Genomic DNA, 25,564 nt, shown 5'->3' with positions numbered 1-25,564 from the left:
TGGAGTTTGGGGCAATCCTAGTCGACGAGCAGCCGCTTCACGGGCGCGGGGTCCACGGCCACCATCAGGGGCCGGGTGAAGTGGCTGAACGACATCAGCGCCTGGCCTGGGGCCAGCCGCGACACACGGCTCCACAGGCTCTCGTCGATACTGCCCACGCTCTTCTTCAACTGGTTGATGACGGCCCCGTCCGTGATCTTGTGGATGATGAAGTTGTTGAGCAGGGCCAGGACCTCGGAAGGCAGGTGCTGGGGCAGTTGCGTGACGAAGACGAGCCCCAGCCAGCGCTTGCGGCCCCGCTTGGCGATCCGGGCGACCTGTTCGAAGAGGGTCTTCATCTGCGCGATGCGGCTGGCGGACAGGAACTCGTGGGCCTCCTCGATGATGATGAGGACCGGGGTGATGTCCTTTCCCTCGCGGTGGGCCTTCTCGTAGCTGGCCTCTTGCCGCTCCTGGATGCCGCGCAGGATGTCCGCGATGACCAGGTTGTTGAGCTGGGGGGATTCCGTGTCCGACAGGTCGATGACGGACACCCGCCCTGGCGAGAGCATCGTGTCGTACTTCACGCCCTCCGTGGTCCCCATGTCGAAGATGTTCAGCCGGCGCAGCCGCTGGATCTTGCTGGCCAATGCTCTCCAACTGATGACGTTGCCGCTCTTCTGCCCCATCACCCGCCGCATCACATTGCCGGGGTTGTTCTTGAAGATGCTGTAGAGCCTCAGTGAATTGGCTGGCGGGCCTTCGTCCTCCTTCAACACCTCGATCTCCTCAGCGACCGTCCCCTTGCCCTTCGCGGCGCGGCTCGTGCGATTCTTCCCGTCCCCCTTGCCCTCGTCGCTCAAGCTGTAGAGGTACGCGTTCACCACGTCCAACAGGTGCTGGATGGTCATCTTCGGGTAGCCGGTGGACAGTTCGTCTACCTCCAGCGCGTCGCGTCTCTCCTCATCCGTCACGGGATAGACCTCGAAGTCCTCCAGCAGCAGCTTCGTGACGTCGTAGGCCTTGAGGAAGCGCTCCTGCTGCGGCTCCGTCATGTCGAGGATCTCCGCCAGTGCGTAGGGCGACAGGCTGGAGAAGTTCAACGAGAAGTCGTGCTTGTTCTTGTGGCGCGGGTTGCGGCTCTCACGGCCGACCAGGTGATGGATGTGCAAGTCCTTCACACCCTCGGGCTTCTGGTCCCGGCGCTTGAGGGTCTCCACCATGGCTTGATGGTCGGTGGGCCGGTCCACGTGCGTGTATTCGCCCTCCACGTCGAAGACGATGGTGGCGATGCCGGAGTTCTGCGCGCGGTGGATGAGCGTGGCCACGGTGGTGGACTTGCCGCCGCCCGTCGTCCCGATGATGCCGGTGTGCCGGGGCAGCACCGACTTGTCGCGGGCGTTGATGCGCGCCTCCATCCGCTCGTAGCCCACCACGGTCCCGATGCTCATCTCCCCGCTGACGCCCAGCACCTTCGCGCTCTCCTCCTCGTCGAGCACGAAGACGGGGCTCTGCGGCCGGGGACGGAAGCGGTGCGGCTTGAGCACGCCCGCGACCTCCTCCCCGAGGATTTCCACCTCCGCGCGACCGTGGTACTCGAAGGTGTACGTGAGCTTCTTGCCGTGCGTCACCACGCCAATGGCCATGGTGGAGTTCGCAGGAACGGCGTTCGGCTCCGCGAAGGGGCCCTGCACGACGACGCCCAGGTAGGCCTTGTCGTCCTCGCGGCACTTGATGCGCACCAGCGTCTGCGACGCCAGCCGGTGCAGGTCCTCCTTCGTGGACAGGACGGTGACGAGGTTGTCGTGGCTCGCGCTGGTGTCGAAGTGGGTGAAGCCCACGGCGTTCTCCAGCTCCGGGTCTGCCTTGAGCGCCTCCGCGCGTTCCTTGGCCGCGTCGATTTCGCCCTTCGCCCTGTCCGGCAGGGGCAGGACGCCCCCGTTGTGTGGCGCCTCCGAGGGAGGCGGCTGCGGAACAGGGCCTCGGGCTGCCGGAGCCGGGGTGGGGGAGACCGCGCTGGCCGGAGGCTTCGGTGGCGCACCGGGGTGGGGCGCCGGGCGTGGCCCGTTCATCTGGATGTTCGCGGGCGGAGTGCCCGGCGGACGGGCGCCCGGCGGGGACGGCGCGACTGGCCGCTGGCCATTGGGAGCGGTGGCGGCGTGGCCATTCACGGGCCTGCCGTTGTGGGCCACGCCATTCTGCGCGGGACCGCGGCCGGGTACGTTGGTGTTTCCATTGTCAGACATGCTGTCGTTCCCCCATCAGCGACGTGGCTTGCGACCGTTGAAGTATTGAAGGTGGGCGTCGGCCAGCGCGTAGGCCTCCTGGACCACGCCCTCGAAGCCATCCATGCCGAAGGCGCTACGGCACGTGGACTCCGCGACGTCGAGCAGCATGGGGTAGCCCTGTTCCGGGCGCAGCATGCTGTCCGCGATGGCCACGCAAGCGGCCATGTGGGCATGGTCGACGTGCGCGTAGAAGATGCGGGGTGGGGCGTTCTCCGAGGCGCGGAACAGGCCCTTCACGACCTTGTGTGAATACGCGTTGATGAATTCGCGCGCCAGGTCGTACTCCTCGAGGTCGTACTGCCATCCGTCCAGGATGTCCTTCCCCTCCTGCTTCAGCGACTCGAGGATGACGAACTCGCCGGCCTTGAGCGCATGGCCCATGGTGAGGAAGCCCCGGTCGTCCATCCGTGCGGAGACGAAGACGAAACGGGGATGGTCCTTCATCACTCGTTCGAGCATCCCCAGCGACGCTTTCAGCAGGCTCTTGTAGCCGGAGCCAGTGATGAGCTCACGGGCGAAGGGATTGCCCTGGCCCATGCGCCACGGGGCCTTCAGCTTCTCCACCAGGATGGCGCGCTCCGCGTATGCGCGGATGCCTCGCCGCGCGAGTCGCGACAGGCTGTCTGGCCCACCGCGTCCCGGATGCGAGCGGTTCTGGCGCATCTCGATATAGGACAGAGCTTCCTGGTAGGGGTCCGGCGCGTCGACCGTCACCTCGCGGCGGAACAGACGCTGGGAGAAGGTGCCCGCGGTGCCGCCATAGCCAATGGCCGCGATGCTCAACTGGGTGATGTCCAGGGGCAGCGTCTCGTGCGTCACGGAGAGGCCGTTGACCGCCTCCACCTGGCCGGCGAAGAGCAGGCCCGAGTGGATGTCCGCCAGTTGCTCGGGGCTCAACTGGTAGAGCCCAGCGCCCTCGGGGGCTCCGGGGCGTGTCTGGAGGCGGGGGAGCAACTCCTGGCGGATGATGGACCGGAGCTCGTCCTCCTTCTGGATGGCGCCACCAATCTCCCGCCGGTAGCGTTCCATGATGACCTGGAGGTCCAGGCCCTCCGCCCACGTCTCCAGATTCAGCGTGCGCTCCAGGTCCTCGCGGAACGAGCCGCGGAAGTCCTCATCACCGGTCAAATCTTCTTCGTCGTCGTCAAAGCGCCCGTGGCCGCCCATGGTCACCCTGCGTCCTCACCGAGGAATGAAACAATGGAAAAACGGGAGCGGCCCTCTTCGCGGCGCAGGATGCGCGCGTAGGTTTCCGCCATCCAATCCGGCAGCCCGAAGTGCTGCTCCAAGCGTTGCTGCTGCATGTCTTCGGGGCCCTCCTGCATCACCTGACGAGCGAGCTTCGAGGGGGCGAGCCATTCCAGGGCCAGCCGGTCCGCGCGCTGCTCGGAGCGAGCCACCACCCCCTTGCCGATGTCGCCAGTGGGTCCCCGGTCCATCAGGTGGATCTGCACGCCAATGGGAACGCCTTCCAGCACCGCGGTCAGCGACTCCTCCGGGGTAGGACGGCGCTTCTGGTCCAGGACGTCCCGGATGTCGTCGCCGAAGAAGTGGAGTGCCCGCCTGCGCGGCAGGAGGTGGTCGAGGACGAAGTGACCCAGCTCGTGCGCCACCGCGAAGCGCTGAACCGCCGGGCCGTCGTCCCGGTTGAAGAACACGAGTCCCTTGCCCTCCCATGCCACCATGCAACCGTGCATCCGGCGGTGGTAGCCGACCTCCACCGTGCGCCCCCGCTGGGCCAACCACTGGCGCACCTTTTCCGAGGTCAGGTCCTTCAATCCCACGGGCCTCACGGGCAGGAGCATGGATGCGTCCGCCGCCAGGTCACGCGGAAATACCTCTGACGGAGGGAGGCCGCTGGCCTCCACCGCCTCCCTCAGCCAGGCCGGTTTCATGAGGCCGGATCGTCCTTCTTGCGCAGGTCGAGCGCGGCGAGTTGGAGCGTGCCGGTGCGATGCAGGCCAGCCTCCGCATCCCCGTTGGAGGAGTCCCCGCCCATGATCTCCACCTGCCGCAGGACGTTGGCGAGCGCGAACGGCTCCAGTCCGAACCGGCCGCAGAGGAGCTTCACCTGTTCGGCGAACCCGTCCCCGGACGGCTTGCGGCACAAGGACAGTTGCTTGAGTGTCTTCTCGTCGCAACCCAGTTCGTCCGCGAGCGTGTCCGGCGTGCAGTCCTCGATGGACTGGTAGGTCGCGAACACCTGGCCCAGGAGTCCCTGCTCGGTGGTGCTGCGCTTCGCCGCGTACGTCAGCCAATCAAGCGTCGACATCGGAATCCTCCATCCAGAGGCTTCGCAAAAGCCTCCTCAATCGTTCGGTGTGGCGCCTCACCTCGTGCAGCCGCTCACCGGGAGGCAGGTGGGACATCCCCAGTGCCTCCGCCATCTCCTCGGCAGGAACGCGGCCCTCGTGGAGGACGATGACGCGGATACCGGCGATGTCGCGTTGCGGCAGACCGGCCTTCTCGATGCGTTCCTCCAGCCGCTTCAACAACTGCCTCGCAATCGCGAAACCCTCCACACCCTCTTTCGGAGCTGGCGGGTGGACTTCGACAATCGTCAGCGGGTTTTTCTCCCTTTTTGTCCGCGCTGTCCTGGACCTGTGGCTGTCATGGGCTCGACGCCTGGCGATCTGGTTCAGGAAATTCCAGAGCGTGGACTGGCGAGCGTCGAAGCGTTCCGGGTGCCGCAGATACGCAAAGACGGCATCCGCGGCCGAGGCGTTGGCGTCGTCATGCGTGCACCCCAGGTAGCGCTTCAATCCCCGGACCAGCGGATCCATGAACGTCTCGAAGACGTCGTAGGTCGCCGTCGGGTCCCGGCCCAGCATCCGTTCGTGAAGCTGCTCCACTTGTTGTCGTGATGGACTGGTCATCCCCCACTCCTCACCGGCATGCGTGCCCCCGCTTCAGGTTGGACTGCGATTCGCCTGAACGTTCGCTACAGCCCTGTCGAGTTCGACGGCGACATGTCGCTTTTCCGAGCCGGCAGGTTGGCGAGGTCGAGGATCCGTGTCTGTACCTCGGAGGTGGTACTGCCTTTGGGGACAGGGTCTCGCGTGATCCCCCGAGGATCGAAAAAGACCCTGGTCTCCTTTCAGGGAGACCAGGGTCCGTTTCATCCCGGCGTGACGTGTTTCAATGCGACGCGCCAGAGGGCGTTCCACCCGCCTGCTTCCACGCATCAATGGCGCGGCGCACCTCATCCAGGAGGTCCCGGCCAATCCGTGAATACGCGCTGTCCTCCAGGTTCGCCAATGACACACGGGCCGACCAGGGAGGTCCGTCAACGCCGCTTCCGGTGAGCAGCACCACGCCGTAGCGCCGGGCCAGCCTGAAGACGATCTCCAGCGGGTCGTGGTGGTCCTCGACGAAGCGGACGAAGTCCTCGCCAAGGTGCTCGCGGCACCAGGCCTCCAGATCGATCGTCTGGTAGTACGCCGTGCGCAGCGGATCCTCGTGCAGCGGCAGGCCCATGCCTTCGAGCAGCGCCTGGAGCCGGTCCTGGCAGATGCGCTGGCAGTACTTCTTGTAGGCCCCGTCCCTGTCCAACAGCGTGAACAGCGAGAACAGCGTCATCTGGAGCTGCTGCGGCAACGACAGGCCCGCCGTGTGGTTCAGCGCCACGGCCCGGCTGTCCGCCACCATCCGGTCGATGAACTTCAGCCGCCCCGGGCGCAGCGAGACGGCGCCATACCGCGCCTCCAGCCGCGCGCGCTCCGCCGCGGGCTGCTTCGCCAACGCCTCATCCAGGATGTTGTCCTCGTGGAGCGCCACCACGCCCAACCGCCAGCCCGTGCAGCCGAAGTGCTTGGAGTACGAGTACACCAGCAGCGTGTTGCGCGGCAGGTCCGCGGCCAATGAGCGGAAGCCGTTGACGAACGTGCCGTAGACATCATCGGTGATGATCAACAGGTCCGGCCGGCGCTTGCGCACCAGCTCCACCAGCTTGTGGACGGACTCCTTGCGCATCGCCACCGCGCCCGGGTTCGACGGGTTGACGACGAAGAGCGCCTTGACGCGCGGGTCCTCCAGCTTGCGCAGCTCCGCGTCCGGGTACTGCCAGGTGGGGCGGCCGTCCTTCGCGGTGGCGCTCTGATGGATGTCCACCGTGCGCAGGCCGAACTCCTCCATGCGCGGAATCTCCAGGTAGGGCGTGAAGAGCGGCGCGCCCAGCGCGAGGGTGTCTCCCTTGCGCAGCAGGCCGTTCACCTTCAGGGAGTGGAAGACGTAGGTCATCGCCGCGGTGCCGCCCTCCACCGCGAAGAGGTCGAAGCGCCCGGAGGGCGGCCGTCCCGCGAACAGCTCCTGCGCCAGGTACTCCTGCACGATGCGCTCGCCGTGGGCGAGCATCCGGTCCGGCACCGGATAGTTGTCTCCAATGACCGCGTCCGTGAGCTCCCAGACGAACCGGTCCGGGTTGAAGCCGAGCGTGTGCACCCCGTACGTCAGCGCGCCGCGCAACAACTGCACGGCGGGCTCGTCGTCGCTCGCCTCCAGGAAGTCCTGCAGGCGTCTGGCGATGCCCGGGGACCGGGGCATGCCCGCGAGCCCCACCTCGGGGACGTCCCAGGCCCGCCGGCTCTCCGCGAGCGCGAACTGGCCCAGGAGGAAGAAGGCCTCGCGCGGCGTGGTGGCGATCCAGTTGGGATTGCCCCGGCCGGTGTTGAGCATCACCGCCTCGCGGGTCCTCACGGCCTCGTCCTCGACCTGGAGGAGCGCGTCCTTCAGCTCGGAGGGGCTGAGCTTCTGCAGCGTGCGCTCGGAAGAGGCTCCCGGGGCCTCGGGCGTCTGCTCGGTCATGGTGTCCTCCTCCTTCGTCTGTCCAAGGTGAGCCACTCGCGGGGACGGGGGCCATGCGCCACGGGGTGGGGCGGGCGCAGGTGGCGGGCGGTTGGCCGGGTTCAGCGAAAAAAGACAACCCGCGAGCGCACTCGGCCGAGCTGCGACGAATGAAAGGTCGGGGCCGGACACACAAGTCCGGCAAGCACCGTGGAAGCGAGACCCGCCATGTCTTCATTGAGTTGCCGTGTCGCCACAGCGCAGCGCGAACTGGATGACGCGCTCCGCGTCCGTTACCGGGTTTTTGGCGAGGAGATGCGGATGCTGGGGCCCAAGCGGCCCCGGGCTCCGCGCGAAGCGGACTGCTTCGACACGCTCCGCAGCACCTCGCACGTCGTCGTCTACGCGGGCGAGGAGCCGGTGGCCACCGCCCGCCTGCTGACGCCCAACGCGGAGGTGGCGGCCTTCGCGGACACGGTCGTGGGGCTGGACATCGAGAAGAAGCTCGACCTGTCGGAGCTCGTCGCGCCGGGCCGCGTGTTCGCGGAGACCACGCGCTACTGCGTCACCCGGAGCTACCGGAACTCCGCCGTGCTGCGCCTCCAGGCGGGCCTCTACCGCGAGAGCCGCCGGCGCGGCGTCACCCACTGGATCGCCGCGGCCAACATGGAGACGGACAGCCAGGAGGAGGCGGACCTCTACTTCCTGGCCGCCGCGCGCCGGGGCTGGCTGAGCAACGGCTTCCGCGTGCGGACCCGGGAGTTTCCCCCGCCGCCCGCGGAGCCCCTGGCCGCCCGGCTCACCGCGGAGGAGCGCGCCCAGGCCCGTGAGGGCGGACTCGACGAGCTGCGCATGCCGCCCGTGCTGTCGCTGTTCGCGGACAAGATGGGCGCGCGCTTCATCGCGCCGCCGCACTTCGACCCTGCCTTCAACCGCTTCACCGTGCCGCTCGTCGCCGCGCTGGATGCCATTCCGCCGCGGACGCTGAACCTCTTCGACTCGCTGGACGCCGACGCCGCCTGACCCCGGGCCGGCGCGCTCCTTTCCCCTTCACCCTCAACGCAACACCCACCGGGCCTTCCAAGGGCCCCTGTCAGGAGACGTGTATGTGCAAGCAGCCCAAGCATGAGCAGACGGCGAAGACGGACTGGCTGGACTCCCTGCGGCACGAGGCCCGGATGCTCGTGCGGGAGCTGGACGCGACGCCGGGCGTCCGGCGCCTCTTCGAGGGGCGCATCCGCCAGGACGACTACGTCCACTATCTCATCCAGACGTATCAGTACGTGCGCTGGAGCGAGGGGTTCTTCACCGAGGCCGGCGAGCGCGTGCACCGCGAGGGCCGCAACTCCGCGCTCGCGGAGCTGCTGTTCCAGAAGGCGCACGAGGAGCGGGGCCATGAGCAGTGGTTGCTCAAGGACCTGAAGGCCCTGGGCTGGACGGAGGAGCGCGTGGAGCGCGCGCCCATCTGCCCCGCCGTTCGCGCCTACGTGGAGTGGAACCGCTTCACCACGCAGTCGGGCGTGCCCACCGCGTTCCTGGGCACGGCCTACGTGCTGGAGTACCTGTCCGTGAACAGGGCCCCGGACTCGGTGGACCGGCTCATCGCGGAGAGCGGCATCCCGAACATCCACAAGGCCGTCCTCTTCCTGCGCGGCCACGGCGCCGCGGACGGCGACCACGTGGCCGACCTGGAGGCGGAGCTGCGCAAGCTCACGTCCCCGGAGGAGCAGGCCGCGCTGCTGCTCTCCGCCCGCACCACGCGCACCCTGTTCCCGAAGTTCTTCCGGGAGCCCTGAGCCCGCGCGCCCGGACCTCCTCACCCCGGCTTCTGCCGCCAGGCGGCCTGGTAGAGGAGGTCCATGCGGTTCTCGATGCCCAGCTTGGGGAAGATGTTGCGCAGGTGCGTCTTCACCGTGTTGAGCGTCAGGCCCAGGTCCTCGGCGATGAGCTCGTTCGTCCAGTTGCAGAGGACCCCCTGGACCACGTCCAGCTCGCGCCGGGAGAGCTTCTGCCGCCAGGGCTCCGGCAGCGGGATGGCCCGCGAGCACTCCTGCAACACCAGCCCCCAGGGCTGGTGGCCGCGCTGCTCCGGCAGCTCCACGAACGTCACCTTCAGGTCGTGCTTCGCACCGGAGCGCGTCCACGTGTCCATGCCCGGGGTCCGCTTCGTCCCCAGGGCCTGCAGACGCGTCAGGTGCTCGCGCAGCGCCTGGGGCAGCCGGGAGTCATCCGCCTTCAGCTCGTCCGGGAACCAGCGCCGCAGGAGCTCCGTGGCCCCCGGGGTCCTCAGCTTCTCGTGCTCCGGTGGCTCCACCACGACGCACTCGGCGCCCTGCTGGCGGAAGAGGGCGTCCAGCAGGTCTCCCCGCATCGCCTCGTGTCCGAACAGCCGGCAGTTGCGCACGGTGTTCGCCAGGTAGGGCGTCAGGTCCTCCAGCAGGGCCTGCTCCCGTTCGGAGAAGGGCAGGGCGTGCTCCCGGTACAGCGTGAAGCCGCCGTGCCAGTCCTCGCTCAGGTCCAGGAGCACCGCCAGCACGTGCTCCAGGGGCAGCCCCATCTCCCGGCAGCGCAGGGACAGGAGGTTGCGCTTCAATTCCTTGCTCGACAGCGGGTTCGTGGCGCGCGCGGCACCCACCGTGGCCAGCTCCGGGTAGTGCGTGAAGAGGATGCCCGGGGCACCCAATCCCATCCACTCGTAGTGCCCGGGCCGCTCCGGCCTGGACACGCACAGGGCCGCGTAGTCACAGGGCAGAAGCCGCGTGAGGATTCCCTGGGCACGGGCCAGGACCTCGGTCAGGTCCAATGAGCTGGAGAGTGCCCGGGTCAGCTCGAGCACGAGCCCCTGTTCGTGCGCGGTAAGGTTCATCCGACGGGCCTCCTTCCAACCGGTCCATGCAAGGACTTAGCGGTCGGAGGGCCCGGGAATCTGTCCCCCACAATGGGTATGGACGGGCTTCACTCCCATGAAGCCCGTCCGCGCCTGTCATTGCGGTGTCTATCGAAGCGGGGAGGCCGCTAGTTGCCCGCGCTGCCTTCCACCGGCGGGGTGCCCGTGGTGGGGCTGGCGGAGCTGCCCATGTTCTTGTTCTGGTCCCAGGCCGGCGGCGTCACTTCCATCTGAGCCCCCTTGTTGCCCGGGGTGCCCGAGTTCGGGGCCCCCGGCTCCGCAGCGGCCGAGTGGTCGCTGGTGCTGTTGCTCCCCTGCTCGGTGGAGCCGGAGCCGCCCACGCCTTCATCGACGCGGCCCGGGTCCACGGCGTTGTCGTCCACCTCGTCCGCGGACTGGAGGTCCTCCGAAGCGGCGCCCGAGCCGCCCGTGGCCTTGTCCCAGCGCTCCGCGCTGTCCTGGGGCGCGTCCGTGGACGGCTCCTGGAGGGGCGGCGTTTCGTGGTCGGTGTGGCTCTGCGCGAACGCCTGACCGGAGAACGCGAGTGTCGCCAGTGCTGCCATCAGGGGGAGCTTCATGGGTGGCTCTCCTTCGAAGAACGTGTGTGCTTCGAAGGTGGCGACCGTCGGGTGGGAAACAAGCGCTCGACGCACACCCGGCCTTGAGCCGTGTCCCCGCCTGCTGTGCGGGCAGGCGGCCGTCAGCCCGTCAGTGCACGTGGGGGAACCGTGCCCACGGCCCAGGCGGTGAGCTTGCGCATGAGCTCCGTGCGGTCCTCCGGCACGGAGAAGAGGTGGTCCGCGCGCGGATAGAAGGCGTAGGTGACGCGGCCCTCCAGCTTCAGCGGCGAGAGCATCTCGTAGAACTGGCCCTCGTGGTTGAAGGACAGCCCCATGCCTCCGGAGAACACGAAGCACAGGCTGACGCCGCGCTCCAGCAGGTGCTTGTAGTCCTGCGTCAGCCGCGAGCGCTCCGGGTACTCGCGCGTGTAGACCTCGTCGGCCTCGCCGGCCTCGCGCAGTTGGGCGGGCAGCCTGCGCTTGCGCAGGAAGCGCGTCCACCGGCGGGGGCTCAGGTAGCGCAGGTGGAAGCGCAGGTGGTAGCCCAGCGTGCGGTACGTGTAGCCGTCGATGAAGGCCGCGCCCACCACGCGCGGATCCTCCACCGTCACCGCGTGCGCGCTGTCCACGCCGGAGCACAGGCCCATCAGCACGAAGCGCTTCTGGCCCTTCTTCTGCTCCAGGTGGTCGAGCGCCGCGCGCGTCTCCTCGCGGGCGCGCTGGAACTCGTCGGCGCCGCCCTCGCGGCGGGGGCGGCTGTCACCCAGGCCGGACAGGTCGAAGCGCAGCGTGGAGATGCCGCGTCCAGCCAGTTGTCGCGCCAGCTCCACCCACAGCCGGTACGGGCCCACGTGGTGGTTGAGGCCCACGTTGGACAGCACCACCGTGGGCGCCTCCGGCAGGACCTTCGCCGGATCCGGCTCCGTGAGGATGCCCACCAGGCTCTGCTCGGGGCCGAAGGTACAGATGCGCTCGCGCATCACGCGGCCTCCTTCAGGAGCGTGGTGATGGTCTGCAGGATGCGGTTGGACAGGAGCGCGGACTCCTGGCCGCCCGCGCCCTCCTCGGGCACCAGGTGGTGCTGGAAGGGCAGGCCCGTCTTCTCCAGGCGCTCCTGGAGCCGCTGGTACCCGGGCTTCGGCGCGCTGACCACCAGGTGCGTGCGCGTGGACGGCCACGCGGGCAGCGCGGCCAGGTCCAGCGCGAGGATGTCGTCGCGCAGGGCGCGGGGGAACGGGAAGCCGAGCAGCTCCTCGCGCACCTCCAGCGGGCTCTCGGGCCGGGGGAAGAGGGTGCGGGTGTCCCGGCGCTGCTGGAGCAGCTCCAGCTCCTGGAGCCAGGCCTCGCCCTCCACCAGGGGCTCCCAGAGCACGAGCGCGGCGGTGGACAGTCCCTCCACGGCGGCGCGCACCGCGAGCGCCGCGCCCAGCCGCAGGCCCACGAGCGCCACGCGCTGCACGCCCGTCACGTCCTGCAGTTCATTGACGGCGTTGCGGAGGTCCTGGACCCACGTGGCCACGCGGCCCTCGTGGCCCTCTCCGGCCGAGTCCCCCGTGCCGTAGTAGTCGAAGCGGAAGACGTGGAAGCCCTCGCGCGCGAGCATCCCGGCCAGCTTCCGGAAGGCCCAGTGCGTCAACATGTACTCCTGTGCGGCGGGATAGCAGAGCACCACCCCGGTGGAGCGCTCGGCGCCCTGCGCGGGGTGGTGCACGCCGAAGAGCTGTCGTTCGGAGGTGCCGAAGAAGCAGGGCGTCACGGTTGAACCAATCTCCTCGGTGGGCCGCTCAGTCCGAGCGCCCCGGCAGTTTCCCCTTCAGCTTATTGAACAAGCGTTGCGCCAGGGGGACAGAAGTCTCCGGGGTGGCAATCTTTGTCTGCTCGACGGGCTGCGCCCTGGCGGCGGTCGTGGGCGCTGGCGCCGCGGGCGTGAGCTGGGAGGCCACCTGCTCCAGCGTGTTGAGCAGCAGCGTGCGCGGGTGCAGCTCCTGGTTCAGCTCCTTCCGCACGCGCATCACCACCTGGAAGGACAGGAGCGAGTGACCGCCGATGTTGAAGAAGTTGTCGTGCACGCCCACCTGCGCGATGCCGAGCACCTCCCGCCAGATGCGCGCCAGGTGCTGCTCCGTCGGCGTGCGCGGCGCGACGAAGGCGTCCTCGACGGGACGCGCGGTGCCCGCCGGAGCCGGCAGGGCCTTGCGGTCCACCTTGCCGTTCGGCGTGAGCGGCAGCGCCTCCAGCTCCACGAAGTGCTGCGGCACCATGTACTGGGGCAACTGCGAGCGCAGGTGCTTGCGCAGCTCCGTGTCCGTGTAGGCCTGTCCCGGCTTCGTCACCAGATACGCGACGAGGCGGCGGTCGCCGGGGCGGTCCTCGCGAACGAGGGCCACGGCCTGGGCCAGGGACGGGTGCGAGGCGAGCGCCGCTTCGACTTCACCCAGCTCGATGCGGAAGCCACGCAGCTTCACCTGCGAGTCATTGCGGCCCAGGTACTCCACGGTGCCGTCGGCCAGCCACCGGGCGAGGTCGCCCGTGCGGTACATGCGCTCGCCAGGGCGGAAGGGGTTGGGCAGGAAGCGCTCCTGCGTCAACTCCGGGCGGTGCAGGTAGCCCAGCGTCACGCCGTCGCCGCCGATGTAGAGCTCACCGGCGACACCCACCGGCACGGGGGCCAGGTGCGCGTCGAGGAGGTAGAGCTGGGTGTTGGCGATGGGGCGGCCGATGCGGATGGAGGAGAGCGGAGGCTGCACGCGCCAGGTGGTGGACCAGACGGTGGTCTCCGTGGGGCCGTACATGTTCCACAGGCTGCCGACGCGGGCGAGGAGGGCTTCGGCCAATTCACGAGGAAGGGCCTCGCCACCGCAGAGGGCCTTGAAGCCGGGGCGGGGCTGCCAGCCGGCCTCCAGCAGCAGGCGCCAGGTGGAGGGCGTGGCCTGCATGACGGTGACGGCGTTGGACTCCAGGGCGGCCTTGAGCAGCGCGCCATCGGAGGCGGTGTCACGCGAGGCGAGCACCACCTGGGCACCCGTGGTGAGGGGCAGCAGCAGCTCCAGCACGGCGATGTCGAAGGAGAGCGTGGTGACGGCCAGCAGCACGTCCTGCGCACCCAGGCCCGGGGTCTCCTGCATGGTGCCCAGGAAGTTCACCACCGCGCGGTGCGGCACGCGCACGCCCTTCGGCTTACCCGTCGAACCCGACGTGTAGATGACGTACGCCACGGCTTCGGACGTGACACCGGGCGCCTCGGGGGCCGTGTCCGCCTGCGACGTGGTGTCCTCGACGAAGAGGGACTTCGCCGTGGTGGAGGGCAGGGTGCTCTGGAGCGCGCGCTGGGTGAGCACGAGCGAGAGCTTCGCGTCCTCGACCATGAAGGCCAGGCGCTCCGCCGGGAAACCGGGGTCGAGCGGGACGTATCCCGCGCCCGCTTCAAGAATGCCCAGCAGGCCCACGACCATGTCCGGACCGCGCTCGGTGAAGAGACCGACGAGGCTCCCGGCGGTGACGCCCTCCTGCTTCAGCGCGTTCGCCACCTGATGGGCGCGCTGGAGGAGCTGCTGGTACGTGAGCGTCACGGCGCCGGAGCGCAGGGCCACCGCGTCGGGCGTGGCCTGCGCCTGCGCGGCGACGAGCGTGTGGACGAAGGCGCTCCGGTCGAACGGCTTCCCGGTGGCGTTCCAGTCCACCAGCACGCGCTGCTTCTCCGTCTCGGGCAGCAGCGGCAGGCGCGACACCGGCACCTCCGCGTCGGACACCGCGGCGCGCAGCAGCGTGCGGATCTGTTCGAGCATGCGGACGACGGTGTCCCGCTCGAACAGGTCGGTGTTGTAGTCCATGCCGCCGACGATGCCGTTCGCCGTCTCCTTCACCCAGAAGCTCAGGTCCAACGGCGTCGCGTGCGCGTGCACGTGCACCTGGCCGTAGGTGAGGTCCCCCAGGTTGGAGCCGCGGTTGCGCACGTCCTGGAAGGTGAAGAACGTCTGGAACAGCGGCGTGCGGCTCAGGTCGCGCTGCACGCCCAGTTGCTGCATCAGCAGCTCGATGGGCATGTCCTGGTGGCCGAACGCCTCCATGCACGTGGTGCGCACGCGCTCCAGCAACTGCCGGAACGTCAGCTCCGGCGCGAGCTGCGTGCGCAGCACGAGCGTGTTGACGAAGAAGCCCAGCAGGTCCTCGACCTCCGGATGCGAGCGGCCCCGGATGGGCGTGCCCACCACCAGGTCCTCCTGGCCGCTGTAGCGGTGCAGCAGCGTCTTGAACGCCGTGAGCAGCACCATGTACAGCGTCGCGTTGGACTCGCGGCCCAGCTTCGTGAGGGCGTCCACCTCCGCGCCGGTGAGGACGAAGGGCTCCGTGCCGCCCTTGAGGCTCATCTGCGCGGGGCGCGGCTTGTCCGTGGGCAGCTCCAGCGCGGGCAGGTTCCCGGAGAGCTTCCCCTTCCAGTAGCGGGCCTGCCGCTCCAGCTCCTCGCCCTGGAGCCAGCCGCGGTGCCACTCGGTGAAGTCCGCGTACTGGATGGGCAGGGTGGGGAGCCTGGGGTCCTGGCCCTTGGTGAGCGCGGAGTAGATGGTGTCCAGCTCGCGCAGGAACACGTCGAACGACCACCCATCCCAGATGAGGTGATGGGGCATGAAGAAGAGGACGTGCTCGGTGGCGCCCAGCCGGAACAGCGTCAGGCGGAACAGCGGCGCGGCGGTGATGGGGATGGACTCGTCCGCCAGCGCCTGGAGGCGGCGCAGCAGGTCCTCCTCGCGCGTGTGCGCGGGGACGGACTCCAGGTCCACCGGCTCCAGCTCCACCGTCAGGGCCGGGGCCACGTGCTGCACCGGCGTGCCCTCGTCCCACCGCACGAAGGTGCGCAGGGAGGACTGGCGCTCCACCAGCTTGTTGAAGCTGAAGCGCAGCGCGCCCACGTCGAGCTCGCCATGGAGGCGGAACGCGGAGGGCAGGTTGTAGACGGCCGTGCCGGGGTTGAGCTGCTCCAGGAACCACAGCCGCTGCTGCATCAGGGACAGCGGCGCGGGCGCGGTGCCGGCGCGGGGGGAGATGCGCTGCGCGGGGCTCGCGGCCCCGTCGTCGCCGCGCACCAGCCGGGCCAGCTTCTCCACGGTGGGCGCTTCGAACATGCGGCGCAGCGTGAGGCTGACGTCCAGGTCGCGGCTCGCGCGCGTGAGGGCCTGCGACGCCAGCAGCGAGTGCCCGCCCAGGCGGAAGAAGTCCGCCGTGACGCTCACCCGGCGCAGCCCCAGCACGTCCGCGAAGATGGCCGCGAGCTTCTGCTCCGTCTCATCGCGAGGCGCGACGAAGGCGTCCTCCTGCGACTCCACCTGCGGCGACGGCAGGGCCTTGCGGTCCACCTTGCCGTTGGGCGTGAGCGGCAGCGCGGGCAGGGCCACGAAGTGCTGCGGCACCATGTACTCCGGCAGCCCCTGCTTGAGGTGCGCGCGCAGGGCTTCATCCGCCGGGATCGTCTGACCGGGCCGCGCGATGAGGTACGCGACGAGGCGGCGGTCCCCGGGGCGGTCCTCGCGGACGAGGGCCACGGCCTGGGCCAGGGACGGGTGCGAGGCGAGCGCCGCCTCGACTTCACCCAGCTCGATGCGGAAGCCACGCAGCTTCACCTGCGAGTCATTGCGGCCCAGGTACTCCACGGTGCCGTCGGCCAGCCACCGGGCGAGGTCGCCCGTGCGGTACATGCGCTCGCCAGGGCGGAAGGGGTTGGGCAGGAAGCGCTCCTGCGTCAGCTCCGGGCGGTGCAAGTAGCCCAGCGTCACGCCGTCGCCGCCGATGTAGAGCTCACCGGCGACCCCCACCGGCACGGGGGCCAGGTGCGAGTCGAGGAGGTAGAGCTGGGTGTTGGCGATGGGGCGGCCGATGCGGATGGAAGAAAGAGGAGGCTGCACGCGCCAGGTGGTGGACCAGACGGTGGTCTCCGTGGGGCCGTACATGTTCCACAGGTTGCCGACGCGAGCGAGCAGGGCTTCGGCCAATTCACGGGGAAGGGCCTCGCCACCGCAGAGGGCCTTGAAGCCGGGGCGGGGCTGCCAGCCGGCCTCCAGCAGGAGGCGCCAGGTGGAGGGCGTGGCCTGCATGACGGTGACGGCGTTGGACTCCAGGGCGGCCTTGAGGAGCGCACCATCGGAGGCGGTGTCGCGCGAGGCGAGCACCACCTGGGCGCCCGTGGTGAGGGGCAGCAGCAGCTCCAGCACGGCGATGTCGAAGGAGAGCGTGGTGACGGCCAGCAGGACGTCTTGCGAGGACAGGCCCGGGGCCTCCTGCATGGTGCCGAGGAAGTTCACCACCGCGCGGTGCGGCACGCGTACGCCCTTGGGCTTGCCCGTCGAACCCGACGTGTAGATGACGTACGCCACGGCCTCCGGCGAGACGTCCTGCGCCGGGAGCGCGGACTCGGGCTGCGAGGCCGTGTGCTCGATGAGCAGGGGCTTCACGCTCGTGGACGGCAGGGACGCCACCAGGGCCTGCTGCGTGAGGATGGTGGAGAGCTTCGCGTCCTCGACCATGAAGGCCAGACGCTCCGCCGGGAAGCCAGGGTCGAGCGGGACGTAGCCCGCGCCCGCTTCAAGGATGCCCAGCAGGCCCACGACCATGTCCGCGCCACGGCTCGTGAAGAGGCCGACGAGGCTCCCCGCCGCGACGCCCTCCTGCTTCAGCGCGTGCGCCACCTGATGGGCGCGCTGGGTGAGCTGCTGGTACGTGAGCGTCACGTCCCCCGCGCGCAGGGCCACCGCGTCGGGCGTGGCCCGGGCCTGCGCGGCCACGAGCGTGTGGACGAAGGCCTGACGGTCGAACGGCTTCCCGGTGGCGTTCCAGTCCACCAGCACGCGCTGCTTCTCCGCCTCGGGCAGCAGCGGCAGGCGCGACACGGGCGCTTCCGCGTCGGCGACCACGCCCCGCAGCAGCTCTTCGTAACACGCCATCCAGCGGCGGACGGTGGAGCCATCGAAGAGGTCGGTGTTGTACTGGCACTCCAGCACGACGCGGCCATGGGCCTCGGCCGCGTTGATGAAGAGGTCGAAGTTCTCGTAGTGGCGCGGGTTGCTCGCCAGGGTGCAGGTGAGGCCCTGGAACTCCAACTGCTCGCCCGTGACGGCCTGGTCCACGTTGAACAGCACGTTGACCAGCGGCAGGCGGCTGGGGTCGCGCGGCAGCGCCAGTTGCTTGAGCAGCGTGCCGAACGTGTACTCCTGGTGCTCGTAGGCATCGAGCATCGTGGTGCGCAGTTGCTTGAGCACCTGCGTGAAGGGCGCCTCCGCGGCCACGTTGCTGCGCAGGGGCAGCGCGTTCACGCAGTGCCCCACCAGGTCCTTCAGCCCGGCCACGGACTGGCCCGCGGCGGGGATGGCCACCACCACGTCCTCCAGCCCCGTCAGCCGGTGCAGGAGCGCCTTGAAGCCCGCCAGCAGCGTGGTGAAGAAGCTGCCGCCGTGCTTCGCGCCCACGCGCTTGAGCTGCTCCACGAGCGCGGGCTCCAGCACGCAGTCCTCACGCCGGGAGCTGTACGTCTTCGACGGCGGACGGCGCCGGTCCAACGGCAGCTCCAGCACCGGCAGCGTGCCCGAGAACTGCTTCAGCCAGTAGCGCTCGTGCTCGGCGTACTCCGGCGTGGTGGCAAGCCGGGCCTGCGCGCGGGCGTAGTCGCTGAACGTGGGCGCGGGCGACAGCGTGTGCGGGGCGCGCCGCGCGTGCGCCGAATAGAACGTCGCCAGGTCGCGCAGCATCACCGCCATGGACCAGCCGTCGCACACGATGTGGTGCGCGGTCAGCGTCAGCAGGTGCTCCTGCGCGGACAGCCGGGCCAGGCGCGGACGCAGGAGCGGCCCTGCTTCCAGGGGCAGCGGCGTCTCCACCTCCTGGGCCACGAGCTCCCGGACGCGGGCGTCGCGCTCGGAGGGCGGCAGCGCGTCCAGCGCGAGGACTTCCAGCGGGAAGGGCGTGGAGGCGGCCACGCACAGCGTGAGGCCATCCGCGCTGAACGTGGTGCGCAGCGCTTCGTGGCGCTCGCTCAGGTCCTGGAGCGCGGAGCGCAGGCACTCGACGTCCAGCGGGCCGTGCAGCCGCACGGACATGGACTCGTTGAAGGCGCACGACGCATCCGGGCCCATCTGCACGCCGGTCCACACCTCGCGCTGGGGCTCGGTGGACGGCGCGGTGAGCAGCAGCGCGGGCCCGGCGAACGGATCGAAGTCGTCGGGCAGGTCCTGGATCGGGGTCGCGGGGGTCTTCATCGGGTCTCGCTCAGCTTGACGAACTTGCCGGGCACCGTGGGGTGCGGGACGAACCAGGCGGGGTTGCCCTGCGGATCACGTCCCAGGCGGGCGCCGGGGACGGGGGGCTGGTTGGAGTCGAAGGCGGCGGGGGCCTGCGGCTGGGGACGGGCCGTGCCGGGCAGCAAGCCCGCGTCCTGCAGCTCCGTGACGCTGTCCTGGAACGCGGTGACGAGGCGCTGCACGTCCGCGTCCGAGTGCGCCGTGGTGAAGAAGCACGGGAAGCCATCCCAGATGTGGATGCCCTTGTCGCGCAGCAGGCAGAACAGCAGGTCCGCGTTCGCCACGTCCGACGTGACGAACGTCTTCCACAGCGACCCGAAGTGCTTGATGCGCAGCGGGGCGCCCACCTCGTCGAAGAAGGCGTTGAGCGTGGTGGCGAGCGTGTCCGCCTTGGCGCTCACGCTGCGCTGCAGCTCCGGACCCGCGGCCTTCATGTGCAGCAGCGCGGCCTTCGCGGCGGCGAGCGCCAGCGGGTGGCGCACGAAGGTGCCGGCGAAGTACGTCACGCCCACCGTGGGCACGGAGTCGTCGCCGAACTGCCAGTGGCCGCCGTCCAGCGCGTCCATGAACGGGCGCTTGCCCGCGATGACGCCAATGGGCATGCCGCCGCCCACGACCTTGCCGTAGGTGGCCACGTCCGCCTGCACGCCGAAGAGGGCCTGGGCGCCGCCCGGGTGCATGCGGAAGCCGGTGATGACCTCGTCGAAGATGTAGACGGAGCCGGACTTCTGGGTGAGGTCGCGCAGTTGGTGCAGGAACTCGCGCGGCTGGAAGTCCGGGCGGCGGCTCTGCACGGGCTCCACCATGATGGCGGCCAGCGAGTCCGCGCGGGCGCGCAGGATTTCGAGCGACTCCGGCGTGCCGTAGTCCAGCACCAGCACGTCCTGCACCGCGCCCGCCATGATGCCCGGGGCGGCCGGCACGGTGCGCAGGCCCTTGGTGCCGCGCACCAGCACCTCGTCGAAGATGCCGTGGTAGCTGCCGGTGAAGATGGCGATGGTGCTGCGGCCGGTGACGGTGCGGGCGATGCGCATCGCGCCCATCACCGCCTCGGAGCCGGTGTTGCAGAGCGCCGCGCGGTCCGCGCCGGTGAACTCACAGACGAGCTTCGCGACCTCGCCGGCCAGCGGGTGCATGGGCCCCAGCTCGTAGCCGTCGTCCACCTGCTGGTGCACGGCCTGGGTGATGAAGTCCGGCGCGTGGCCGAACATCACGGACCCGAAGCCGTTGAGCGCGTCCAGGTACTCGTTGCCGTCCACGTCCCAGAGCTTGGAGCCCTTGGAGCGGTTCACGGTCAGCGGGTAGATGAGCTCCTTGAGCAGCGGGCGGAAGCCCGTCACCACGCGCGGATCCGACAACTGGCTCCGGTGCTCCTGGGCGTAGCGCTTGGAGCCTTGCGTCTTCGCGTTGTAGCGGCGGGTGAAGTCCTCCAGGAACGCCTGCTGGCGGGGCGTGAGCGCGTCCTTCGGGGCCAGGCTGATGCGCGCGATGGCGCCGAAGGCCTTCTTCACGTCGTACTTCACCGGGCCCTTGAGGTCGGCCTCATCCGGCGCGGCGGGAGCGGGCTGGGCGGCCTGCGGCGGCGCGGCGGGAGCCTGCTCGGCCTGGGCCTGCGCGATGGGCGCTGGAGCGACGGCCTGCGGAGCCACGGCCTGCGCGGGCTGACCGGACAGGAGCGCGAGCTGCTGCGTCATCAGCCAGAGTTGCTGCGCGACGACCGCCTGGAGGCTCCCGGCGGGCGCGGCCATCGCCTGGGCCTGGAACGCGGCGCCAGCGGACGCGAACTGCGCGGGGAAGGCGCCAGTCGCAGGCGCGGCCTGCGCGGGGAACGCGGCGCCAGCGGACGGGGAGACGTGCGGCTGTCCCAGGATGTTCGCGGTGGGCTGCGCGGCCGGCGCGGCGGCCTCCGGGGGCATGCGCCCGTCGAGGAACGCGGCGAGCTGCCCCAGCGACGAGACCTCCTCCAGGAGCTGCCGGAACGTCACCTTCACGCCGAACTGCTTCTGCACCGCGAGCGCCCCCTGCGTGAGCACCAGCGAGTCGAGCCCCAGCTCCAGGAAGCTCGCGCCCGGATCCGCGTCGGCCAGCTCCAGTCCGCTCAGCTCCTCGAACAGGTTGCGCAGGGTGGGGACGAGACGCTCGGCACGGGGAACGGGGGCGGGGCTCACGGAGACTCCAGTGGCGGGTGTCGTGGCGGGCACTGGCGCCCGCTCGAGGTCGATCCAGTGGCGCTGCCGCTGGAAGGGATACGTGGGAAGGGTGACGCGCTGGCGCTGCTCGTCGGCGTGGAAGGCCCGCCAGTCCAGGGCCACGCCCCGGCGCCAGAGCTGGCCCGCGGCGGTCAGGAGCGCGGTCCAGTCCGCGGCGTCGCCGGTGGACTCGCCCAGGGAGGCGAACACCCGCGAGCGCTGGTCGGCCGTGGCCTGCTGCCGCGCCAGCGTGGCGAGCGTCACGCGCGGGCCCACCTCCAACAGCAGGTGCTCCCCCCGGTCCCAGAGCGTGCGCAGCGCGGGGGAGAAGCGGACCGTGTCGCGCAGGTGCCGCGCCCAGTACTCGGGGGACGTCGCCTCGGAGGCCTTCAGCCACGTGCCCGTCGCGGTGGAGACGATGGGGATGCGCGGCTCGGACAGGCGCACGCCCTTCAGCGTCTCCAGGAAGGGCGCCACCGCGGCGTCCATCATCGGCGAGTGGAACGCGTGCGACGTCTGGAGCATCCGGCACGCGGTGCCCTCCGCCTCCAGCGCGGCCTGAAGCCGCTGCACGGCCTCCGTGGGCCCGGACACCACGCACAGGCGCGGCCCGTTGTCCGACGCGATGGCCAGCCCGTCCGTCAGCCGGGGCGTCACCGCCTCCGCGGACAGGCGCACCGACAGCATGCTGCCCGGCGCCTGCGCCTGCATCAGTAGGCCGCGCTTCGCGACCAGGTGCAGCGCGTCCTCCAGCGTGAAGACGCCCGCGAGGCACGCGGCGACGAACTCGCCCACGCTGTGGCCCACGAGCGCGCCCGGCCGCACGCCCCAGCTCCACCAGAGCTGCGCGAGCGCGTACTCCACCGTGAAGAGCGCCGCCTGCGCGAACGACGTCTGGCGCAGCGCCTCCGCGGCCTCGGGAGACTCCGGGTCCCTGGGGAAGAGCAGCTCGCGCAGGTCGCGCCCGAGCAGCGGCTCGAGCACCTCCGCGCACGCATCCACCGTGGCGCGGAAGGCCGGCGCGTGGCGGTACAGCCCGTGCGCCATGTCCGGGTGCTGCGAGCCCTGACCCGGGAAGAGGAACGCGACGGGCGGCGTGGACTCCAGTCCGGGGGCCTCCGGCTCGGCCGCCGTCAGCGCCCGCACCGCCTCCTCATGGGTGCCCGCCACCACGGCGCGCCGGAACGGGAACGCCTTGCGCCCCGTGGCCAGCGTGTGCGCCACGTCCGCGAGCGAGTCCTCCGGATGCGCCTGGAGGTGCGCGGCCAGCCGCAGCGCCGCCTGCGTCAGGGCCGCGGGCGTCTTCGCGGACAGCGTCAGCACCTGGCGCGGCTTCGACGGGCCGGAGGCGGGACGCTCCGGGGCCTCCTCCACCACGACGTGCGCGTTGGTGCCGCCCACGCCGAACGAGCTCACCCCCGCGCGCAGGGGGCCCGTGCCCTCCGGCCACGCGGAGCGCTTCGCCTGCACGAAGAAGGGGCTGCGCGGGAAGTCGATCTTCGGGTTGGGCGCCTGGAAGTGCAGCGTCGGCGGCAGCTCGCGGTGCTTCAGCGAGAGCACCGTCTTCAAGAGGCCCGCCACGCCCGCCGCGGCGGTGAGGTGTCCGAAGTTGCTCTTCACCGAGCCGATGGCGCAGAAGCCCGTGTCGGAGGTGTGCGCGCGGAACGCCTGCGACAGCGCCTCCACTTCAATGGGGTCGCCCAGCGGCGTCGCCGTGCCGTGCGCCTCCACGTAGCGGAGGGTGCGCGGGTCGATGCCCGCGTTCGCGTGCGCCGTCGCGATGGCGGTGGCCTGGCCCTCCACGCCCGGCGCCGCGAAGCTCACCTTGGCCGCGCCGTCGTTGTTGACGCCCACGCCGCGAAGGACGGCGTGGATGACGTCGCCGTCCGCCTGCGCGTCCGACAGGCGCTTGAGCACCACCGCGCCCAGGCCGTCGCTGAAGAGGGTGCCGGTGGCCTCCGCGTCGAAGGGGCGGCAGTGCCCGTCCTGGGAGAGCATGCCGCCCTCCTGGTACAGGTGACCGGACTTCTGGGGCACCGTCACGGACGCGCCGCCCGCCAGCGCCACGTCGCACTGGTGCGTCTGGAGCGCCCAGAAGGCCTGCGCCACGGCGACCAGCGACGTGGAGCACGCGGTGTTGAGCGACAGCGCGGGCCCGCGCAGGTCCAGCTTGTGCGCGACGCGGGTCGCCACGTAGTCCTTCTCGTTGGCCACCATCGCCTGGAAGGCGCCCACCCGGCCCACGATGTCCTGCCGGGGCATGACGTGCAGCGGCCCGTAGCTGTTGTTGTGCGTGCCCGCGAAGACGCCGATGAGGCCGGGGTACGTCTCCGGCACGCAGCCGGCGGACTCCAGCGCCTCCCACGCCGTCTCCAGGAACAGGCGCTGCTGCGGGTCCATCACCTGCGCCTCCTTCGGCGTGATGCCGAAGAAGGCCGCGTCGAACAGCTCCACGCCGTCCAGGATGCCGCGCGCCCGCACGTACTCGGGGGCGTCGCGCTCGGCGGCGGGCACGGAGGGGTCCACCTGCTCGCGCGCGAAGGTGGTGACGGACTCCACGCCGCCCACCAGGTTCTTCCAGAACGTGTCGAGGTCCGGCGCACCCGGGAAGCGGCCCGCCATGCCGATGATGGCCACCGGCTCCGCGCCGCCCCCCGCCTGCCGCCGCTTCGCCTGCCGCGCCTCCGCCAACTCCTTGAGCGACGGTCGGGACGCATCCCCCGTCAGCACCGCCGCCAGTTGCGCCACGGTGGGGGACTGGAACAACTGGACGATGGGGAGCTCCAGCCCGTGCGCCTGCCGCAGCCGCGCCACGCACTGGAGCGCGAGCAGCGAGTTGCCCCCCAGCTCGAAGAAGCTGTCGTGCGCGCCCACCCGGTCGATGCGGAGCAGTTGCGCCCACGCGTCCGCGAGCGTGCGCTCCAGCGGCGAGCGCGGCGCGACGAACGCCTGCTGCAGCTCCGGCCGCGTGGGCAGCGGGGCGGGCAGGCCCCGGCGATCAATCTTCCCGCTGGGCGTGCGCGGCAGCGCGTCCATCAGCACGAACGCGGAGGGCACCATGTAGTCCGGCACCCGGGTGGACAGGTGGCGCCGCAGCGCCCCGGCCGCGTGCTCCAGCATGCCGTCCGGGACGACGTAGGCGACGAGCCGCTTGTCGCCGGGCACGTCCTCGCGCGCCACCACCGCCACCTGCTTCACCGCCGGGTGGCTGCCCAGCGCGACTTCAATCTCGCCCAGCTCGATGCGGTAGCCGCGCACCTTCACCTGTCCGTCGATGCGGCCCAGGAACTCCACGTTGCCGTCCGGCAGCACGCGCGCCAGGTCGCCCGTCTTGTACGCGCGCTCGCCGGTGCCGGGCTTGAGCGGGTGCGGCACGAAGCGCTCCGCCGTCAGCGCCTCGCGGTGCAGGTAGCCCTTCGCCAGGCACACGCCCGCGAGGAACAGCTCGCCGGACTCGCCCTGGGGCACGGGCTGCTTCTGCTCGTCCAGCACCAGCAGCTCGCAGCCGTCCACCGCCTTGCCGATGGGCGGCAGCGCGGGCCACGTCTCCGGGGCGCCCCGGAGCACGTAGCTGGAGACGACGTGCGTCTCCGACGGGCCGTAGTGGTTGTGCAGCGCGCAGCCCGGCAGCGCGGCGAAGAACGCGCGCAGGTGGTGCGTCACCTGGAGCTGCTCGCCCGCGGTGACGACCTCGCGCAGGGCGGGCGGCACCTGCTGGTGCGAGGTGGCGATCTCCGCCAGGTTCTGCAGCGCGATGAAGGGCAGGAACAGCCGCTCCACGCGCTCGTCCGCCAGCAGCCGCAACAGCAGGACGGCGTCCAGCCGCAGCGCGTCCCGCACCAGCACCAGCGTGCCGCCGGAGCACCACGTGCCGAACAGCTCCTGGAACGACACGTCGAAGGACAGCGGGGAGAACTGGAGCGTGCGCGTGCCCGGCCCCGCGAGGGACTGGCCCAACTGCCACGCGATGAGGTTGGCGAGCGGCCGGTGCCCCATGGCCACGCCCTTGGGCGTGCCCGTGGAGCCGGACGTATAGATGGCGTAGGCCAGCCCCTCCAGGTGGGACGCGTCCACCGGCGAGGCCGGGGCCTCCGGAGCGAAGAGGGCAGGGGACTCATCCAGGCACAACACCGGGCCCGCGAAGGCAGGCAGGCCCGCGCGCAGCTTCGCCTGGGTGAGCAGCACCGGCGCCTTCGCGTCCTCCAACATGAAAGCCAGACGTGGCGCGGGATAGGCCGGGTCCAATGGCAGATACGCGCCGCCTGCCTTGAGCACGGCCAGCACCGCCACCACCATCTCCACCGAGCGCTCCAGGCACACGCCCACGAGCACGTCCGTGGTGACACCCAGGCCCCGGAGGTGGTGCGCGAGCTGGTTGGAGCGGCGGTCCAGCGCCGCGTACGTCAGCCCCGCTCCCTCGAACCGGACCGCCTCCGCGTCGGGTGTCCAGGCCGCTTGCGCGGTGAAACGCGCCACCACTGTCTGCATGAGCGCTGCGTCCACGGACTTAGTCCCCCAGGGCCATCCGACCGTCTGGTTCCAGGCGTTTGTGATTAAAGGATGGAAAAACGGCGCAAACCGGGCACGCAGCATGCCA

General features: G+C 70.4%; 14 protein-coding genes. 2 read left to right on the top strand and 12 right to left on the bottom strand.

Annotation, left to right across the window (positions count from 1 at the left end; translation table 11 throughout):
• Positions 1 to 17: 17 nt before the first annotated feature.
• The 6 genes from K8556_RS25990 to K8556_RS25965 form a co-directional block, all read right to left on the bottom strand.
• Complete coding sequence (locus K8556_RS25990; RefSeq protein WP_304504000.1) at positions 18 to 2,225, bottom strand: ATP-binding protein; 2,208 nt, start codon at positions 2,223 to 2,225, stop codon at positions 18 to 20.
• Between the two features lie 15 nt (positions 2,226 to 2,240).
• Positions 2,241 to 3,434: a hypothetical protein gene (locus tag K8556_RS25985; protein ID WP_223742785.1), complete on the bottom strand. Its 1,194-nt coding sequence runs from the start codon at positions 3,432 to 3,434 to the stop codon at positions 2,241 to 2,243.
• A gap of 2 nt (positions 3,435 to 3,436) precedes the next feature.
• The gene (locus K8556_RS25980; RefSeq protein WP_223742784.1) at positions 3,437 to 4,045 is read right to left on the bottom strand and encodes an ImmA/IrrE family metallo-endopeptidase; all 609 of its coding nucleotides are present in this window, start codon (positions 4,043 to 4,045) and stop codon (positions 3,437 to 3,439) included.
• A 113-nt stretch (positions 4,046 to 4,158) separates the two neighbouring features.
• Positions 4,159 to 4,539 (bottom strand): hypothetical protein, encoded by a 381-nt coding sequence (locus K8556_RS25975; protein ID WP_223742783.1) that lies wholly within the window; start codon positions 4,537 to 4,539, stop codon positions 4,159 to 4,161.
• Positions 4,526 to 5,143 carry an RNA polymerase sigma factor gene (locus tag K8556_RS25970; protein ID WP_223742782.1) on the bottom strand — a complete coding sequence of 206 codons (618 nt, stop codon included), beginning with the start codon at positions 5,141 to 5,143 and terminating at the stop codon, positions 4,526 to 4,528. Before K8556_RS25970 ends, K8556_RS25975 begins: the two co-directional genes overlap by 14 nt.
• Before the next feature lie 262 nt (positions 5,144 to 5,405).
• Entirely contained in the window at positions 5,406 to 7,070 is a 1,665-nt protein-coding gene (locus K8556_RS25965) for a bifunctional aspartate transaminase/aspartate 4-decarboxylase (RefSeq protein WP_223742781.1), read from the bottom strand.
• A gap of 207 nt (positions 7,071 to 7,277) precedes the next feature.
• Here K8556_RS25965 and K8556_RS25960 point away from each other — a divergent pair, with 207 nt between their 5' ends.
• Both K8556_RS25960 and K8556_RS25955 read left to right on the top strand, forming a co-directional pair.
• Positions 7,278 to 8,072, top strand: coding sequence for a GNAT family N-acetyltransferase (locus K8556_RS25960; protein ID WP_223742780.1), 795 nt, complete (start codon positions 7,278 to 7,280; stop codon positions 8,070 to 8,072).
• Positions 8,073 to 8,155: 83 nt separating this feature from the next.
• The gene (locus K8556_RS25955; RefSeq protein WP_223742779.1) at positions 8,156 to 8,845 is read left to right on the top strand and encodes an iron-containing redox enzyme family protein; all 690 of its coding nucleotides are present in this window, start codon (positions 8,156 to 8,158) and stop codon (positions 8,843 to 8,845) included.
• Positions 8,846 to 8,865: 20 nt separating this feature from the next.
• Here the strand turns inward: K8556_RS25955 and K8556_RS25950 are convergent, their stop codons facing one another.
• The 6 genes from K8556_RS25950 to K8556_RS25925 form a co-directional block, all read right to left on the bottom strand.
• A complete protein-coding gene (locus K8556_RS25950; protein WP_223742778.1) occupies positions 8,866 to 9,915 on the bottom strand; it encodes a LuxR C-terminal-related transcriptional regulator in 1,050 nt (349 codons plus the stop codon).
• 149 nt (positions 9,916 to 10,064) lie between these two features.
• On the bottom strand, positions 10,065 to 10,514 hold the full coding sequence (locus K8556_RS25945; protein ID WP_223742777.1) for a hypothetical protein: 450 nt from the start codon (positions 10,512 to 10,514) through the stop codon (positions 10,065 to 10,067).
• Positions 10,515 to 10,636: 122 nt separating this feature from the next.
• Positions 10,637 to 11,476 carry an alpha/beta fold hydrolase gene (locus K8556_RS25940; RefSeq protein ID WP_223742776.1) on the bottom strand — a complete coding sequence of 280 codons (840 nt, stop codon included), beginning with the start codon at positions 11,474 to 11,476 and terminating at the stop codon, positions 10,637 to 10,639.
• Entirely contained in the window at positions 11,476 to 12,252 is a 777-nt protein-coding gene (locus tag K8556_RS25935; RefSeq protein ID WP_223742775.1) for an alpha/beta fold hydrolase, read from the bottom strand. The genes K8556_RS25940 and K8556_RS25935 overlap by 1 nt, the downstream gene beginning before the upstream one ends.
• A 28-nt stretch (positions 12,253 to 12,280) precedes the next feature.
• Entirely contained in the window at positions 12,281 to 18,736 is a 6,456-nt protein-coding gene (locus K8556_RS25930; RefSeq protein ID WP_223742774.1) for a non-ribosomal peptide synthetase, read from the bottom strand.
• Complete coding sequence (locus K8556_RS25925) at positions 18,733 to 25,470, bottom strand: polyketide synthase (RefSeq protein WP_223742773.1); 6,738 nt, start codon at positions 25,468 to 25,470, stop codon at positions 18,733 to 18,735. The genes K8556_RS25930 and K8556_RS25925 overlap by 4 nt, the downstream gene beginning before the upstream one ends.
• Between the last annotated feature and the right edge of the window lie 94 nt (positions 25,471 to 25,564).

The sequence above is a fragment of the Corallococcus sp. AS-1-12 genome (assembly GCF_020036995.1).
Taxonomy (GTDB): domain Bacteria; phylum Myxococcota; class Myxococcia; order Myxococcales; family Myxococcaceae; genus Corallococcus.
Note: the sequence above shows the minus strand (reverse complement) of the source record. Positions and strands in the feature narration are given on the sequence as shown.